This window comes from Leptolyngbya sp. FACHB-321 (assembly GCF_014695975.1).
Lineage (GTDB): Bacteria > Cyanobacteriota > Cyanobacteriia > Leptolyngbyales > Leptolyngbyaceae > Stenomitos.
Window position 1 is genome coordinate 57,987 of the sequence record NZ_JACJPI010000014.1, and the last position, 15,328, is coordinate 73,314.

Annotated in this window: 12 protein-coding genes and 1 other RNA gene; 7 read left to right on the plus strand and 6 right to left on the minus strand. The window is 48.7% G+C overall.

Going from position 1 to position 15,328, the window contains the following annotated elements:
- Positions 1 to 50 precede the first annotated feature (50 nt).
- Together H6F76_RS01745 and rnpB are read right to left on the minus strand one after the other, a co-directional pair.
- Positions 51 to 668: a hypothetical protein gene (locus tag H6F76_RS01745; protein WP_190505388.1), complete on the minus strand. Its 618-nt coding sequence runs from the start codon at positions 666 to 668 to the stop codon at positions 51 to 53.
- Between the two features lie 272 nt (positions 669 to 940).
- An RNA gene (gene rnpB, locus H6F76_RS01750) (RNase P RNA component class A) lies at positions 941 to 1,436 on the minus strand.
- A gap of 582 nt (positions 1,437 to 2,018) precedes the next feature.
- Between rnpB and H6F76_RS01755 the strand changes: the two genes are divergently transcribed.
- The 4 genes from H6F76_RS01755 to H6F76_RS01770 all read left to right on the plus strand — a co-directional run bounded on the left by H6F76_RS01755 (position 2,019) and on the right by H6F76_RS01770 (position 5,297).
- Entirely contained in the window at positions 2,019 to 2,651 is a 633-nt protein-coding gene (locus tag H6F76_RS01755) for a Vat family streptogramin A O-acetyltransferase (protein ID WP_190505390.1), read from the plus strand.
- Positions 2,652 to 2,837: 186 nt separating this feature from the next.
- A complete protein-coding gene (locus tag H6F76_RS01760; RefSeq protein ID WP_190505392.1) occupies positions 2,838 to 3,749 on the plus strand; it encodes a GlcNAc-transferase family protein in 912 nt (303 codons plus the stop codon).
- Positions 3,750 to 3,867: 118 nt separating this feature from the next.
- On the plus strand, positions 3,868 to 4,557 hold the full coding sequence (locus H6F76_RS01765; RefSeq protein ID WP_190449183.1) for a response regulator transcription factor: 690 nt from the start codon (positions 3,868 to 3,870) through the stop codon (positions 4,555 to 4,557).
- 377 nt (positions 4,558 to 4,934) lie between these two features.
- A complete protein-coding gene (locus H6F76_RS01770; RefSeq protein WP_190505394.1) occupies positions 4,935 to 5,297 on the plus strand; it encodes a hypothetical protein in 363 nt (120 codons plus the stop codon).
- Between the two features lie 292 nt (positions 5,298 to 5,589).
- Here the strand turns inward: H6F76_RS01770 and rpsU are convergent, their stop codons facing one another.
- Positions 5,590 to 5,769 (minus strand): 30S ribosomal protein S21, encoded by a 180-nt coding sequence (gene rpsU, locus H6F76_RS01775; RefSeq protein WP_190449185.1) that lies wholly within the window; start codon positions 5,767 to 5,769, stop codon positions 5,590 to 5,592.
- A gap of 527 nt (positions 5,770 to 6,296) precedes the next feature.
- Between rpsU and H6F76_RS01780 the strand changes: the two genes are divergently transcribed.
- Positions 6,297 to 7,391, plus strand: a complete 1,095-nt coding sequence (locus H6F76_RS01780; RefSeq protein WP_190505396.1) for a Gfo/Idh/MocA family oxidoreductase — start codon at positions 6,297 to 6,299, stop codon at positions 7,389 to 7,391.
- 213 nt (positions 7,392 to 7,604) lie between these two features.
- Complete coding sequence (gene galE / locus H6F76_RS01785; RefSeq protein ID WP_190505398.1) at positions 7,605 to 8,627, plus strand: UDP-glucose 4-epimerase GalE; 1,023 nt, start codon at positions 7,605 to 7,607, stop codon at positions 8,625 to 8,627.
- A gap of 216 nt (positions 8,628 to 8,843) precedes the next feature.
- On the opposite strand, the gene H6F76_RS01790 is transcribed toward galE, so the two are convergent.
- From H6F76_RS01790 to H6F76_RS01800, 3 genes are all read right to left on the minus strand, one after another.
- Complete coding sequence (locus H6F76_RS01790; RefSeq protein ID WP_190505399.1) at positions 8,844 to 9,650, minus strand: SDR family NAD(P)-dependent oxidoreductase; 807 nt, start codon at positions 9,648 to 9,650, stop codon at positions 8,844 to 8,846.
- Positions 9,651 to 9,818: 168 nt separating this feature from the next.
- Positions 9,819 to 10,013, minus strand: a complete 195-nt coding sequence (locus tag H6F76_RS01795) for a DUF2795 domain-containing protein (protein WP_190449189.1) — start codon at positions 10,011 to 10,013, stop codon at positions 9,819 to 9,821.
- A gap of 733 nt (positions 10,014 to 10,746) precedes the next feature.
- The gene (locus tag H6F76_RS01800; RefSeq protein WP_190449190.1) at positions 10,747 to 11,469 is read right to left on the minus strand and encodes a response regulator transcription factor; all 723 of its coding nucleotides are present in this window, start codon (positions 11,467 to 11,469) and stop codon (positions 10,747 to 10,749) included.
- 714 nt (positions 11,470 to 12,183) lie between these two features.
- Here H6F76_RS01800 and H6F76_RS01805 point away from each other — a divergent pair.
- Positions 12,184 to 15,327 (plus strand): ATP-binding protein, encoded by a 3,144-nt coding sequence (locus tag H6F76_RS01805; protein ID WP_190505401.1) that lies wholly within the window; start codon positions 12,184 to 12,186, stop codon positions 15,325 to 15,327.
- The last annotated feature ends 1 nt before the right edge of the window (position 15,328 follow it).

Below are 15,328 nucleotides of genomic sequence, written 5' to 3' on the forward strand. Positions count from 1 at the left end.
GCCTCTCCTGTCACCTACAGTTGATCATCGACTGATCGCTGACCGACCCGTTAAAGAAAGGTAGATGAACTTTTAATGCCAGAAGGCGAATGATAGAGGGCTTTAAAGACTTTGGTGCAGTTCGTGGAAGACCCGTGTTGGTTTGCAACAGTACGGGATGATCGCGGATTAAAGTTCATCAAGAGGGAATTGAAGTTAACTGACGCATAGGCTGGTGGTAGATCTGTTGCGTTGATCGCGTCGGTTGTGGGGCGTTGCGAGCGTACTGCCGCGATCGTCATCGGCAGAACACCAATCAGTAGTGCCAGCACCTCATCTGGCAGTCCGTTCAGCGCTTGGGCACCAAAGAATTCTTCAAAGCTAGCAAACAGTTTCTCAGCTCTTTCGATCGCATCCGGCTGATCTGTAATCTTTTGTAACCAGCGCATCCATTGAATTCTGCGGCTGTAGGCAGTTTGACGCTGCTGATGCGTCACGACTGAAACAATTTCGGGAGCACCGATCGCAATCACACTCACGCAAGCTTGCTCGACCAACGTTCCTACCGCTGCACCAGGACCAGCGAATTCGGCATGATGAGCTTTGCAGATAATTAAGCCGCTCCGCTTGTGCTCACTTACTGCTAACAGTTGATGCACATTCAATGCAGTGTCTAGTTTATCTGTCATTAGAACCTGGGAGGTCTGGTTAATCACACCTTTACCCTGCGAACGCGCTACGTGAACCCTATCATGCTGTTACCCAGTGTGCCCCTCTAAGTAGCGCATTGACCAACAACATTCGGCAACACTACTTGCCGATGCCCTCATCCTAGTGCAGGTTCAAAATGTCGTACAGCGTACCGACGTTGCTTTGCTGAATCTATACATTCATCCGCTAAATCAGTAAAGTTTAATGAAACTAGCTGACTAGACCTTTCACAGAAAAAAGGGTTGGGAAGAAGGAGAGCAAGACATAAGCCGGGTTCTGTTCTCCCAAATGCATAGCACCCAGGAGGGCAGTTATCTATCTGGGATACCTGTTACCAGGTACCTCAAGCGGACGGGCAAAAATAGGATCGCTCCTACCTCTGCATGGAACTGGGAAAAGACCAACCAGTGTTCCGCAGCCTTGCTTCCAACCGGGGTTTACCGAGCCAGCACCTCTCAATGCTGCTGGTGCGCTCTTACCGCACCTTTGCACCCTTACCTTGAAAGTCTAAAGGCTAAGGTATGAAGGATAAAAACGTGATTTAGCTTTTATCCTGCTGCTTCGCAGAAGCAACCTATAGCCTTCAGCCCTTCAATCGGCGGTATGTTTCTGTGGCACTATCCTCACGATCGCTCGCACTGGGCGTTACCCAGCAAGTTTGGTCTTTCGGAAGCCCGGACTTTCCTCGGGCTGTCGTCAAGCACACAAGGCTCTTGCAACAGCCCGCAACCGCCTGCGCTTACTCTCCTTTTGATCAGTCTAGTTGGTAGAGGGGACAATCGTCAGCCAGCGTTACGGGCGAAGCTCACGACAAGCGAACTATAGAGAAACACCAAAAAACGTCTGTGAGCGGCTAGTTCTAAGCGATCTTTTTCTAGTTTCTAATGCTTTTTAATCGATGTGGATGCTGTTGGGCTAGCTGACATTGGTGCCGCTAGTAAGCGTCTAGATCCGACCGTATCACTGACTTGAATGTTGGCTAGAGGCGATTCACTGTGTGTCGATCGCCCCTACACTAGCAAGCGAAAGGGCAATGAAATTAAAGACAAAAAGAGTTGCTTGAGTAAAGTATTCATTGCCAAGGAACTGCAATGGGAAGTTAAATAATTAATGTCTACTTTTAGAGCCAACAGTAAGTGTAACTGAGAGGTAACAGCTACAAAACTTCCCTCATTTTCCTTGTTAGCGTCTCAACTCAAGTTAGCAACTTGCGGGCTACCTGAAAGCTACCCTCTGCCTCTATGCTGCTTGGTTTACAAGATAAAGCCGTTGCTTTGATGTTTGGCTAGGATGCAAAAGTAGGATATTTCTAAACGCAGGAGGTTATTTTGTACGGAGCCGATCCAAAAGATAAGCATCCAATGAAGGGGTTTCCGCAAATCTGCTTCATTAAAAACACTGTGTCAAAGCCTAATATCATTATTGGCGATTACACCTATTATGACGATCCGGAAGACTCAGAAGACTTTGAACGTAACGTTCTTTACCACTTTCCCTTTATTGGTGATCAGCTCATTATTGGGAAGTTTTGCGCGTTGGCAAGAGGCGTAACGTTTATCATGAATGGTGCGAATCATAAGTTAGATGGATTCTCAACCTATCCGTTTCAGATTTTTGGTAATGGCTGGGAAAAAGCTACCCCTCAGCCTGAAGCACTACCGTATAAGGGCAACACAGTCATTGGCAATGATGTTTGGTTAGGGTATGAAACAGTGATTATGCCAGGGGTGCAAGTGGGAGACGGAGCGATCGTTGCAGCAAAATCAGTCGTGGTGAGTGATGTGCCACCTTATACAATTTTTGGAGGCAACCCAGCTAAATGTATCCGTCAGCGTTTTGATGATCAGGTGATCCGATCGCTACTTGAAATTGCTTGGTGGCATTGGGACATTGAGAAGATTACACGCAATTTGGAGACGATTGTAGCGGCAGATATCGAGGCTCTGAGACATTGTGAGTAGAACGGCTTCTTTCTAAAAGCGTCGATCGCTCATTATCCATCATGCTACTCGTTGATGATCGCGCCGTGGCGTTCCTTGTTGATGCTTGTTGTTCTTGACAGATCCATCAACGCCTCTTTCTTGTATCACTACACAACCGCTAGACTTTTAAGACATCTGCTCGCAACTCAAAACTTAGCCCCTGTCGTGTCTCAAATCTTTGTCCAAATTGCCAGCTACCGCGACCCTGAACTTGTGGCAACGGTGCAAGATGCCATTCAGAAAGCCGCAGCGCCACAAAATCTGTCGTTTGGCATTGTCTGGCAGGGCAAAGCGGGCAACGATCCATTACCAATTGAGTCTTTACATTGCTGTCGGCTGCTTTTGATTGATGCTGATCGCAGTCGTGGGGTATGCTGGGCGCGATCAAAAACCCAGTTGCTCTGGGAAGGCGAGCCTTACACGCTGCAAATCGATAGCCATATGCGGTTTGTGCCAGGTTGGGATGAGTTGCTCCTGCGAATGCTAGCAAATTGTCCCAGCCCAAAGCCCTTGCTAACTGCCTATCCGCCCGCCTATACGCCGCCGGATATCCTTCATCCTGGTGCACCTACAACGCTAGCTGCCTCTCATTTTACAGAGCAGGGTCTTTTAAGCTTGGTCAGTGGCACCAGCCTGGAATACTTCACAACACCGCAGTTAGGTCTGTTTATGGCAGCAGGTTTCTGGTTTGCACGATCGCAATTGCTGTGCGAGCTTCCTTACGATCCACTGCTGTACTTTCAGGGTGAAGAAACTAACTTGACGGTAAGAGCCTGGACTCATGGGTGGGATATTTACCACCCCAACCAAATCGTCTGCTATCACGAATATATACGCCCTGGTAAACCTCGACATTGGGACGATCACCAACACTGGTGGCAGCAAGACCAGCTTGCTCATCAGCGACTGCGACAGTTATTGGGCATGGAAACTAACACTCTTGACTTCGATCGCTATGGGCTAGGAACCCACCGTAGCCTCAGCGCCTATGAACAATTCAGCGGCGTAGACTTTAAGCACCAAAGGCTGACCGAGGCGGCAAGGAGTGGCGTGAGTACTAAGCTTTCGATGGCTTAAAGCCGCAAGCAGGCTTCAGGTAATCTTCAGCGATCGAAGGCTGGAAGCGGCATCGAATCGTAACGCCGATCGCTACAATGAGAATTGTTGCCAAAGTCTATAGGAGCGTGCGGTCTTCATGCCAGGTCAACTCTTGTTAGTGGATGATGAACCAGGTTTGCGTGAAGCCGTGCAGGCGTATCTGGAGGACAGTGGCTTTACCGTTGCGGCTGCCAGCAATGCGGGGGATGGGTTGCTACTAGCGCGACAATCGCTGCCTGATCTGGTTATTACGGATATCATGATGCCGCAGGTTGATGGCTATCAGTTTCTCAAACAGTTACGCGAGGATCCTAAGTTCAAAACGTTGCCAGTGGTGTTTCTCACTGCCAGAGGGATGACCTCCGATCGCATTCAGGGCTACAACGCTGGTGCAGATGCATATTTATCGAAACCGTTCGACCCCGATGAACTGGTAGCGATCGTCACTAATTTGCTGCAAAAACGTGACGCGGTACGCGCTGCCGGAGAAGACGAACCGCGTAATATTGATGACGTAATTCGAGAAATTGAAGAAATCAAACGGCTTCTGACGAAGGGAGGCTCGATCGCTCAATTGCCAAACACGGTCCAGATTGATTTCACCCCTAGAGAACAAAGCGTCCTTAATCTAGTAGTAGACGGTCTGATGAACAAAGAGATTGCTCGTCGCCTTGAAACTAGCGTCCGCAACGTTGAAAAATACGTTAGCCGTTTGTTCAATAAAACAGGCACCAGTAGCCGTACAGAATTAGTACGCTATGCGCTAGAGCATGGGCTGATTCAGTAAGTGTTATTTGCTCTTTGTTAGGACAGCTTGGGAAGGTAGAGAAATCACTAGCTTGGTAGCGCTAGAGAGTAGCCATAAGCTTGCTATGCCTACTTATTAAGCTTATAGGGTAGCTTGCTAAGACCGTTCAATAGTTTGTTTTACTGCAAAGAAGAGAGCTTGATTGTCTTCAAAATTAGAGCCGCTAAAGCCACAACTGCGACCAGCTATTACTCCTCCTTGAGAGAGAGAAACCTTAACACAGATCAGGGCGCAAATCCATCGGCGTGTAGATGTGAACAGGGATATGAATCTGAGTATATGGGGTAGGGTTTGTTGTGCTTACTTCAACAACCGTTTCGATGATTTCTAATTGCTATAGCTTGGAGGAGCCTGCTATGAAAGATGTTTTAACCGCGTTACGTCCGCTACGTTTCCTTGTAATGCTTTGTCTCTGTGCTGTCATGCTGTTTTCTTCTGTTGCTCCAGCTTTCGCTGTGCCAGCAAAAAACGAGCCTAATCCCGAAGCCAACCAAGCTGCTAAGGAATACGAGCAGGAGTCACGGGATGCGATCGCTACTGATCACCCCCCCAACCTAGGCGAAACGCAAGCAAAAACAAAAGGTGGTGGTATCAACGAGGTACAGGGTAAAGCGGGTCTCGATGAAATGAAACGACCTTCTAATGCCGCAGGAACACCGTCGGTCGAAAAAGATGTGAAGAATATTATTGAGAAAGTTCAAGAGAAGTTTGGTGGTTAGTCAGGTTTAAGCTGAGCAAACCGTTTTCTTAACCGTGAGAGCAGTCGATCAAGCATCGGCTGCTCTCAGTTTTTTAAAGTAAAGCTGGATGATCGCGTGCAAGAAGCGACGTTGCCTAGCAGTGTCATGCTGAAGGCTAGTGCCCCTACATACTTATAAGGTTGACAGGTAATTTAAATCACGCTCCTTATTGAGAGGATGATCGCAAGCTGAAGCCGCCCAGACCTTAGCCATAAGCTATGTAGCTTTTCTACAGCAATGAGATTTGCAAGCAGGAAAAACTAGCAGCGATTTAACTGTAGCGGCGTTTGCGTTGAGCCACGATCGCTTTGCGCTTTTTCTTCTCGATTGGGGTTTCAAAGTGCCGATGAGAGCGTAGGTCAGCCAAGATTCCTGCTTTAGAGACCTGACGCTTAAAGCGCCGTAACGCAGAATCAATGCCTTCGTTTTCACCAAGAACTATCTGAGTCATTACTTTTTAATCTCTCTAGAACATGATTGTGTGAACGAACTGCCGAACGGATGCAGAGCAAACACATTGCCTTATGGCAACTCCAATCAAGCATTGATTGCCCTTTCAACCGTAAGCTGAGCCTCTAGAGGTGGCATCCTAGATTGACATGGCACATCTAGCAAAAGGCTATCTGCTTCAGTCACAGACAGATCAATTCAACGATACGTTATCACGAAAAATTGCTCGCGTCATCCCAAAGTTAAGTTGTTGTATGAATCTGAAAAGAACGTACATAGTGTGTCCGGTTCAACACTGTGCTGCTGCTCCTGACACGCCGCTCTACCATGCAGCAAAGTGTTTGCCTCTAGATTTCTTCCCATCACATGGAATTAGCGCCAGGGAAGCTTTTGAGTTGTAAGACTGAAGCGTTAGGAGTGAGGTAAGTTTTGAGTCTTGCCTTCAGCCCTCATCCTTTGCCCGTCTTCCCACTCCCTGTTACCCTGAGTCTTTAAACTCCGCTATCTAAAATTCAATCTTCAATTGCTATGGTTTCTTCTACTCAGTCCACTATTGGCATCGCGATCGTCGGTACAGGTTTTGGGCAAAAAGTACATATTCCAGGCTTTCAGGCGCACCCTCGGACGCAAATTGTAGCGGTCTATCACCGCGATCGAGCGAAAGCAGAAGCGATTGCCCAGCAGTACCAGATTCCATCTGCCTGTGAGACGATCGAAGCGATTGTGGCACTTCCTTTGGTGCAAGGTGTAAGCCTCTCTACACCACCCTTTCTGCACTATGAACAGGCAAAAATTGTCCTGAAGGCAGGCAAACACCTATTACTCGAAAAACCAACAACGTTATCCGCTAGAGAAGCACTGGAGTTGCAGCAATTGGCAGCGGCAAATGGCGCGGTCGCCAACCTTAATTTTGAGTTTCGTTGCATTCCTACCTGGCTGCGGTTGGCAGAACTGCTGGCAGAAGGCTACGTCGGCAAGCCACGGCTGATTAAAGTGGACTGGTTAGTGTCGAGCCGTGCCGATGCCTCCCGCCCCTGGAACTGGTATGCACAAAAAGAGCAGGGCGGAGGTGCGTTGGGCGCGATCGGCTCTCATGCCTTTGATTACATTGCCTGGTTGTTCGGTAATGTCAAACAGCTTTGCGCTCGTCTAAGTGTCTCTGTGCCAGAGCGCCCCGATCCCGAAAACGGTCAACTGAAAACCGTTGATGCGGATGATGTCTGCACAATACTGCTGGAACTAGCGGATGGCACGCCCTGCCAACTGTGCCTGAGTGCAGCCACCTATCAAGGACGGGGGCATTGGGTAGAGGTGTATGGCGATCACGGTACGCTTGTTCTTGGCAGCAGCAACCAGAAGGACTACGTTCACGGCTTTAAGCTCTGGGGCAGCCAGCAGGGCGAACCATTGCAGGAGCTAGAAATTCCCAAACGGCTGGAGTTTCCCGAAACGTTTCAGGATGGTCGGATTGCGCCCTTTGTACGAATTATTGATCGCTGGGTGCAGGGGATCGACGAGGGCAGAGCGATCGCCCCCTCGTTACAAGAAGGTCTGTATTCGCAGCGACTCATGGATTTGGCACACGAGTCAAATCAAAGTGGGCGTTGGGTAATGGTGGAGTAAAGGGTTTGGCTACGAGACGCAAGACTAAACGCTGACTGCTGACCGCTGACCGCTAACTGCTGCTCGTAGAAAACTCAAACCAAATGCCAAAACTAGACCATCGCCTCATGCTGCTGTTGCCTGACATCTGTGGACTTTACAGGGTTCTTATAAAACCTGGATTAGACTAAACCAGGTTGGATAGAATGAAAATTACACAGCAGGCTATTTGATATGTCACAGAGTCAAGCAACCATCCTGGTAACTGGCGGTGCAGGCTACATTGGCTCCCATGCCGTCCTGGCGCTTCAGCAGGCGGGCTATCACGTCATTGTGTTAGATAACTTGGTGTATGGGCATCAAGACATTGCCGAAAAAGTATTAAAGGTTGAGCTAATCCAGGGAGACACGAACGATCGTCCCCTATTAGATAAGCTCTTCGCTACCCATAACGTCAGCGCTGTGATGCACTTTGCGGCGTATGCCTACGTTGGTGAATCGGTCACTGATCCCGCAAAATACTACCAAAACAATTTTGTGGGCACCTTGACCTTACTAGAGGCAATGCTAGCAGCCTCAGTAAAGCACTTTGTCTTTTCCTCGACCTGTGCAACCTACGGTGTACCAGAGATCATTCCCATACCTGAACACCATCCTCAAAATCCGATCAATCCCTATGGTGCAACTAAGCTCATGGTAGAGCGGGTGCTTGCTGATTTTTCTCATGCCTATGACTTTAAATCGGTTAGCTTTCGCTACTTCAATGCAGCCGGTGCTGATCCGGAAGGACGCTTAGGCGAAGACCATAATCCTGAAACGCATCTGATTCCGTTGGTTTTGCAGACAGCGCTGGGGCTACGCGATTCGATCGCCATTTTTGGCACCGATTACCCTACTCCTGATGGCACTTGCGTCCGTGACTATATCCATGTCACTGATCTGGCGCAGGCTCATGTGCTGGGGCTGTCATACCTACTAGATGGTGGTGATACCACTATCTTTAACCTGGGTAATGGCAATGGCTTTTCGGTACGCGAAGTGATTGAGACAGCGCGTCAGGTAACTGGACGAGAAATTAAAGCGATCGAACACGAGCGTCGTCCAGGCGATCCGCCAGCACTAGTTGGTAGCGCTGATCGCGCTCGCAGCATTCTGGGGTGGAATCCGCAATACGCTGATCTACACACGTTGCTTTCTCATGCCTGGAGCTGGCATCAAAAACGTCATCCGGCTCCAGTCGGTAGCTCTAAGTCTTAGGGAGAAGAAAATCTAAGGGCAAAGCCCCTAGGTAGGGGGTTTAACCCGCTCTACCTAAAGTGGTCTTCATCAAAGAGCGATCGGTAAGGGCATTTTATAGAAAACACCTTTATCGATCGCTAGCAGCGCTTACGGACACGAACTAGAGCATTAGCCACATAGCGTATAGACGCTTCTGACTGTAAGGCTGTAGCCTCGACTCACTTGAAGCGCACCTTACTTAGACTTATTTGCTGCTCCTGGTTCAGTCAATTGGCGATGCAACTCGGCATTAGTGGTATCTGGCAAGACTTTACTGATATTGCCCTGAATTTGCGTCTTTAGCGAACCTGCAACAAGGCTATCCTTGCCTTGCATCAACGCTTCAAACCCTTGTCTTGCAACGACAGCCGGATCATCTTTCTTACCTGCACCAACTCTGGTTTCATCCATGTCTGCCCGGTGGAAGAAGTTGGTATCCGTTGGTCCCGGCATCAGCGACGTGACGGTAACGCCTGTGTCTTTTAATTCATTGCGGAGTCCTTCAGCAAACCAGTGCGTAAAGGCCTTAGAAGCAGCGTATACGGCTTCAAATGGTCCGGGCATCAGCGCTGCGATCGACGAGGTAAAAAGAACCTTGCCATTACCGCGAGCGACCATATCCTTCACAACTCGCTTCGCCAGATGCACTGTTGATACCACATTCAGGTTGATGAGGTTCAACTCTTCTTGCAGGTCAGTTTCGATAAATTTGCCGCCAACACCCACTCCAGCGTTAATCGCGATCGCCTCTACAGGTCGCCCAGTCGCTTGAACCTGATTGTAGAGGGTTTCAACCCCCTCATAGGTTGCCAAATCAGCTTGTACAGGTTTCACATGAGCGCCTAACGTCTCAAATGCTTGAGCCGCCTCATTGATACTAGATCCGGTTGCTGTGACCACAAGGTCAAAGCCGTTTTTAGCAAACTGTTTGGCAAGTTCATAACCAATGCCACTAGAGGCACCTGTTACAACTGCTAGCGGTCGGGTTGATGTGCTATTCATGATTAGTTAAACTCCTAGATCCCTGGATCATTGTTGATATGATTGCGACGCTTTTAAAGCAATCTGTTTCAGCGTAAAATTGCCAATAAATAAAGCCTTGCAGGTGATAAAGTACAAAACTGAAAGATGCTAGATCAATGCCTAGATCAATGCAGCATAGAGATAGCTTTACTCAATATTGCCAACGGCTTTACTAACATCTGCTGGAGTTTCAAACTCTTCATCAGCTAATTGTTCTAAAGTTGAGAGGATGTTTTCGTCAGCACCTTCTTTTTTGGCATGATCGAGTAAGTCTTGCTTACTAGCGGGATAATCCATCCCCTTAAGATGCTTCTGCAATTGAATCGGGTTAACTTTAGACATTGCTTTTCTCCTGTAATTGTTTCAACTTTTGGATTAAATTAGGACGATCGCTTTTCACAGCAATAGAGTAGCTAATTCTCTAGTTGTATCGTCCTAGCAGGGACAATTTTAGAAATCGTTTAGACAAACAGACTTAGCTGCTTTGCCACAAACGTATGGGGGATCGCAAACATTAAAGTTTCGTGCAAGCTCTTATTGCTATGGAGGATCTGATAGCGATTTCGAGAGCATTTCACAAGGCATCGCTTAACAAATCTCAACTCAACTCTAAGGCGCTTCACAACACCTTCCCTTCGTCTTAAGGAGGATTTTGCAGCTTGCCCTTGCAGTTAGTTGACGTTTTGATTGCTAGTAATGCTTTAGTCATGCCTAAAGCAACCGAAAAAATATTTTTTAGCTAGATAAAGCGATCGCTAGCTAAATAATTCGTTCTACTGTATGTCTGAGTGCTTAGGAGATTTCTAGCAAACAAAATATCCGTAGGGGGCAGGTTTGATACCAACGTAATCGCCTGTTAGCATGGATTCTGGCAAAACCTGCCCCTACAAGCGGTACTTTCTCAGAAATCTCCTTAGGGAAGCGATCGTGCTGTTTACCTGGCTCACTAATTGTTTAGACGCTAAAAAGCGAGATCCCCCTGTAACTTCCCTCTTTACAAGGGAAATTGAGGGGGATCAATCAGCCTAATTGACTGTTGTTCAGCCTTTATCCTTTTAGCCTTCAGCCTTTAGTCTTACCCCACTAAGCCTGATCGCAGTGCCCGTACTGCTGCTTGTGTGCGATCGTCTGCACAAAGCTTGTTGAGAATGTTGCGAACGTGGGTTTTGACAGTGCCGACAGTAATGTAGAGCTTTTCAGCGATCGAGGCATTGCTGCATCCATCCACAATCAATTGCAGTACTTCGAGTTCGCGCTCGGTTAAAGGATACGCCTCAATGATCTGGTTATACTCTGGGGCAGCGGCATTAATCGCCACCGTTTTTGCCTCCGGCGATTCACCATTAGGCGCATTTTGACCCGCCTGATGAAGAACAACCCGAGCAATCGCGGGATCAATCCATGAGTTACCGCCATGAGTTACTCGCAGCGCTTCGGCAAGACTATCCAGACTCACGTCTTTCATACAGTAAGAGTCTGCTCCAGCCCCAAACGCTGCCAAAACAACCTCTTCATTATCCTGCAAAGTTAAAATTAGGACTTTGGTTTCTGTGATCGCCGCGCCTTCAGAATCTGTCTGCGTTTGCTTAAAGCGACGGGTCAGCTCAATCCCATCCATGTCAGGCAAGCCAATATCCACGATCGCGACATCAGGTGCAGTTGATTCTAAAAGTTTTAGCCCGTCTGTTGCATTCGCTGCTTCGCCAATGACATTAAACCCCCGCTGCTGTAGCGCTGTACGCATACCAACTCGTGTCAGATCATGATCTTCGATGAGGGTGATCCGAATGTTTTCCATACTTCAGTTGCCTCAATTCCAAAAAATAGCGGGGTAAGGGATTAGTGACTGCATCATAATCCTAAATGGTTGGTTTGTAGATCATTTGCTTGCAGACAACAAGCCCGCTCTGATATACCAATCTTAGCTAGTTGTTCTGGCATTTCACCATATAGAATAGCGACGCAAAAGCAAATGGCTAACTGCTCAAAAAGCACGCAAAAGCAAGCATTCTGTTCAATTATTGCACCTACTATCGAAAGGCAATCGCCGACTGCTGTGCAGCGTAGCGTTCCTATACTGCCTTCGTCGCTTAAGCCGCACCATTAGTTTATCAGGGTTGTTTTTTAGCTGTTTAGAGAATTGCAGGCAGATAATACTGATACATCTATCTGAAGTCAGAGTTACTGCTGTAAAGCGCTTTGCAGCCAGCCTTAAAGCTACGTCTGTAGTTACCCTTTGAGGTTGAAAAGCGGGACACGATCCCCATGCTTCATACCTTAAGGATGACGACCTTAGAGCTGCCTAAGCCTAGCTACGCCTTGAAAAGCGCTGTTAACCTGTCGATAGATTGAGGACAAAAGCGGGACATTCTTTAATGATGAATGTACTAACAGGTGTAGCTAAGTGCATAAATCGTACTTAAGGATTAGCGCCTTTAAACGGAGGACTAGCAATTAGGAGTAAAAGCAGGATTGCCGCTGCTTCCTGAGATCTAGTGGTTGGTTACGAGTGATGCAAGAACCCTTGAGAATTCTGTTAGTGGACGGTAACGCTACGGCGCGACTAGCAGTGCGTCAAGCGTTTACCTATGCAAAAGCAGTAGTAGAGATAACTGAAACTGAAACCTGTCGAAGCGCGATCGCGCTTCTGCAAGAACAAGCGTTTGATGCAGTGCTGCTAGACTACAACCTGCCAGATGGTAATGGGCTGTGGCTACTACAACAAATGCAGCAGTTAAGCCTCACAGTGCCGCTTGTTGTTCTCACTGAGCAGGGGGATGATCAGGTTGCAGTTGAGTTGATGAAGGCGGGTGCGGCTGATTACTTGTCGAAAAGTAGGCTAGTACCTGAAGCCTTAGTGCGTAGCTTGTCTAATGCCGTACGCATTCATCGAGCCGAACTGCAAGCGGCAGAAGCAATGCAACAGCTACGCATCAGTGAAGAGCGCTATCGACTGGTGGTAGAAGGTTCGCATGATGGCATTTGGGACTGGTATATCTGCCGCAACGAAGTTTTTTGTAACGATCGCCTCCTCGAAATTGTTGGTATTCCACGTGAGGAGATGAGCACTGCCTATGATGCGTTTTACCACCTTATTCATCCTGATGACCAGGTACGTGTCTTAAAGGCACTCACAGCTCATCTGAAGCACGGTACGGTGTTTGATGTCGAATTTCGGCTGCGACACGCTTCTGGTGACTACCGCTATTGCACGTCACGGGGCAAAGCCCAATTCGATGGGCAGAATACACTTTTTCGGATGTCGGGCATCGTGAGCGATATTACGGCTCGAAAGCAGGCAGAAGATGAGGTCGTCAAGCTAAACCGCGATTTGGAGCGGCGTGTGGCGGAACTGCAAACCCTTTTTGACGTGATCCCGATCGGCATTGCGATTGCAGAAGATTCAGAATGCCAAACGATTCGCGTCAACCCTACCTATGCTGAGATGCTGGGCATTGCCCCTGATGCAAACGCTTCTTTGACCGTTCAGGCAGACGGCGATCCCCCTTACAGACTGCTGCGTCAGGGACAAGAGCTCACGGCGGATGCCCTTCCGATGCAAGCAGCCGCTACTTCAGGACGTTCAGTGCTGGATGCTGAGGTTGACATTCTTAGAGACGATGGTAGGGTCATCCATGCCATCAGCTATACAACACCTCTCTTTGACGAGCAGAATCAGCCGAGAGGCTGCGTTGGTGCTTTTTTAGACATCACCGCACTCAAGCAGGCAGAAGCAATGCAGCGCTTTCTAGCAGATGCTAGCTCGGTACTGGGGGCTTCGCTTGACTATCAAACTATTCTGCATAACATTGCTCAGCTCGCCGTGCCCGTGTTGGCAGATTGCTGCTTTTTTGACATCCTGACCGGGCAAGACACGTTTGAGCTTTTGACCTGGCAGCACGTAGACCCCGACAAGCAAGGGTGGATGCAGCGCGCCCACTGCCACACGCCTACAACTAAACAGAAGCAGCACCCAGTTGTACAGAGTTTGAGCACTGGGCAGACCGTGTTTCTGCCAGAGGTGACGGATGCATGGCTTGAGTCGATCGCCGACAATGAGGAGCATCTTGAGTTTCTGCGCGCCCTCGATATCGGCTCGTTGATGACCTTACCCCTGATTGTGCATGACCGTAAGCTCGGTGCCTTAACATTGTGCCTGTCTCGCTCGTCTGGGCGCAGCTATACTGACACTGATCGCCAACTGGCAGCCGATCTGGCGCAGCGAGCAGTGTTGGCGATCGACAATGCACAGCTTTACCAATCCACTCAGGAAGCAGAGCAAAACCTGCGGGATGCACTCATTATTCTGGGTCAGCACCAGCAGCAACTGCGAACCCTCCAACAGTTGACTGATCTGCTCAACCAGCGCTTGACCAATCTACCTGAACTCTTGCAGGTCATGGTTGATGCGATCTGTGATGCGATTCCTAACGCAGCCTTTGGCTTGATCGTGCTGCAAAATCCCTATACTGGACTGCTGGAACTGACCGCTTCTACTGGAACGGCGACCGATCGCTTCCAGCTTGAAGAAGCGTTTGCGCCAGGTGAAGGGCTGCTGGGCGAGATCTTTCTCACAGGTGGTTCACGCCTCATTCAAGCAGCGGACGATCCAGAGATGCAGGGCACTGATGATGCTCCCGTTGTGATCGCTCCGGCTGCCTTGCCCCCACTGCCGCGCTCTCTTTGCATTGTCGCGATCGAGTCTGCACGAGCAGGTAGGTTAGGCGTATTGGCGATCGGCAACTGGACTCACTCAGCGGCGTTTAACATGGATAATCTACATCTGCTAGGGGCGTTTGGCGAACAAGCCGCGATCGCCCTCACAAATGCCCAGCTCATTAACGCACTGGAAGAGCGAGAAGACCGCTTAGAAGTCCAAAACCGCATTCTGGGCGAACAAAACCAGGAGCTAGAGAAACAGCGCCAGCACATTCAATCCCAAAATGTACGCTTGCAAGAAACTGCCAAGCTCAAATCGCAGTTTGTCGCAACCATGTCGCATGAGCTGCGAACTCCAATGAATGCGGTAATTGGCTTCTCTCAACTGCTGCTGCGTCAGCACCTCGTACCCCAGCAGCGAGACATGATCGATCGTATTCTTAGCAACGGTAGAAATTTGCTGGCGCTCATTAACGACATTTTGGATCTGTCTAAAATTGAAGCAGGGCGGTTGGAGCTAGCGCTAGAAGTCGTTAATTTGAAACAGCTAGTAACCGCAACGGTCGAAGAATTGCGATCGCTCGTTGACCAAAAACGATTGATGCTAGACGTACAGCTAGACCTCCAAAACCCGCTAGTGACGACTGATAGCAACCGCTTACGACAGGTGTTAGTGAACTTGATCTCTAACGCCATCAAATTTACCGAAGCGGGTAGCGTGCGCGTCACTGTCACTGAAGCAGGGGCAGACGCGATCGTTATCACTGTGCAAGATACGGGCGTTGGCATTCCTGAAGCGCATCTAGACAAGATTTTTGAAGCGTTTCACCAGATTGATCAAACGCTTGCCAAAAAGTTCTCCGGCACAGGGCTAGGGTTAGCCATCTCTGACCTCATTGTTCGTAAGATGAACGGCACCATTACTGTTGAAAGTGAACTTGGCGTCGGCTCAACGTTTCAAGTGCAACTGCCCCGTTACATTGAGCCTGACTGCTAAT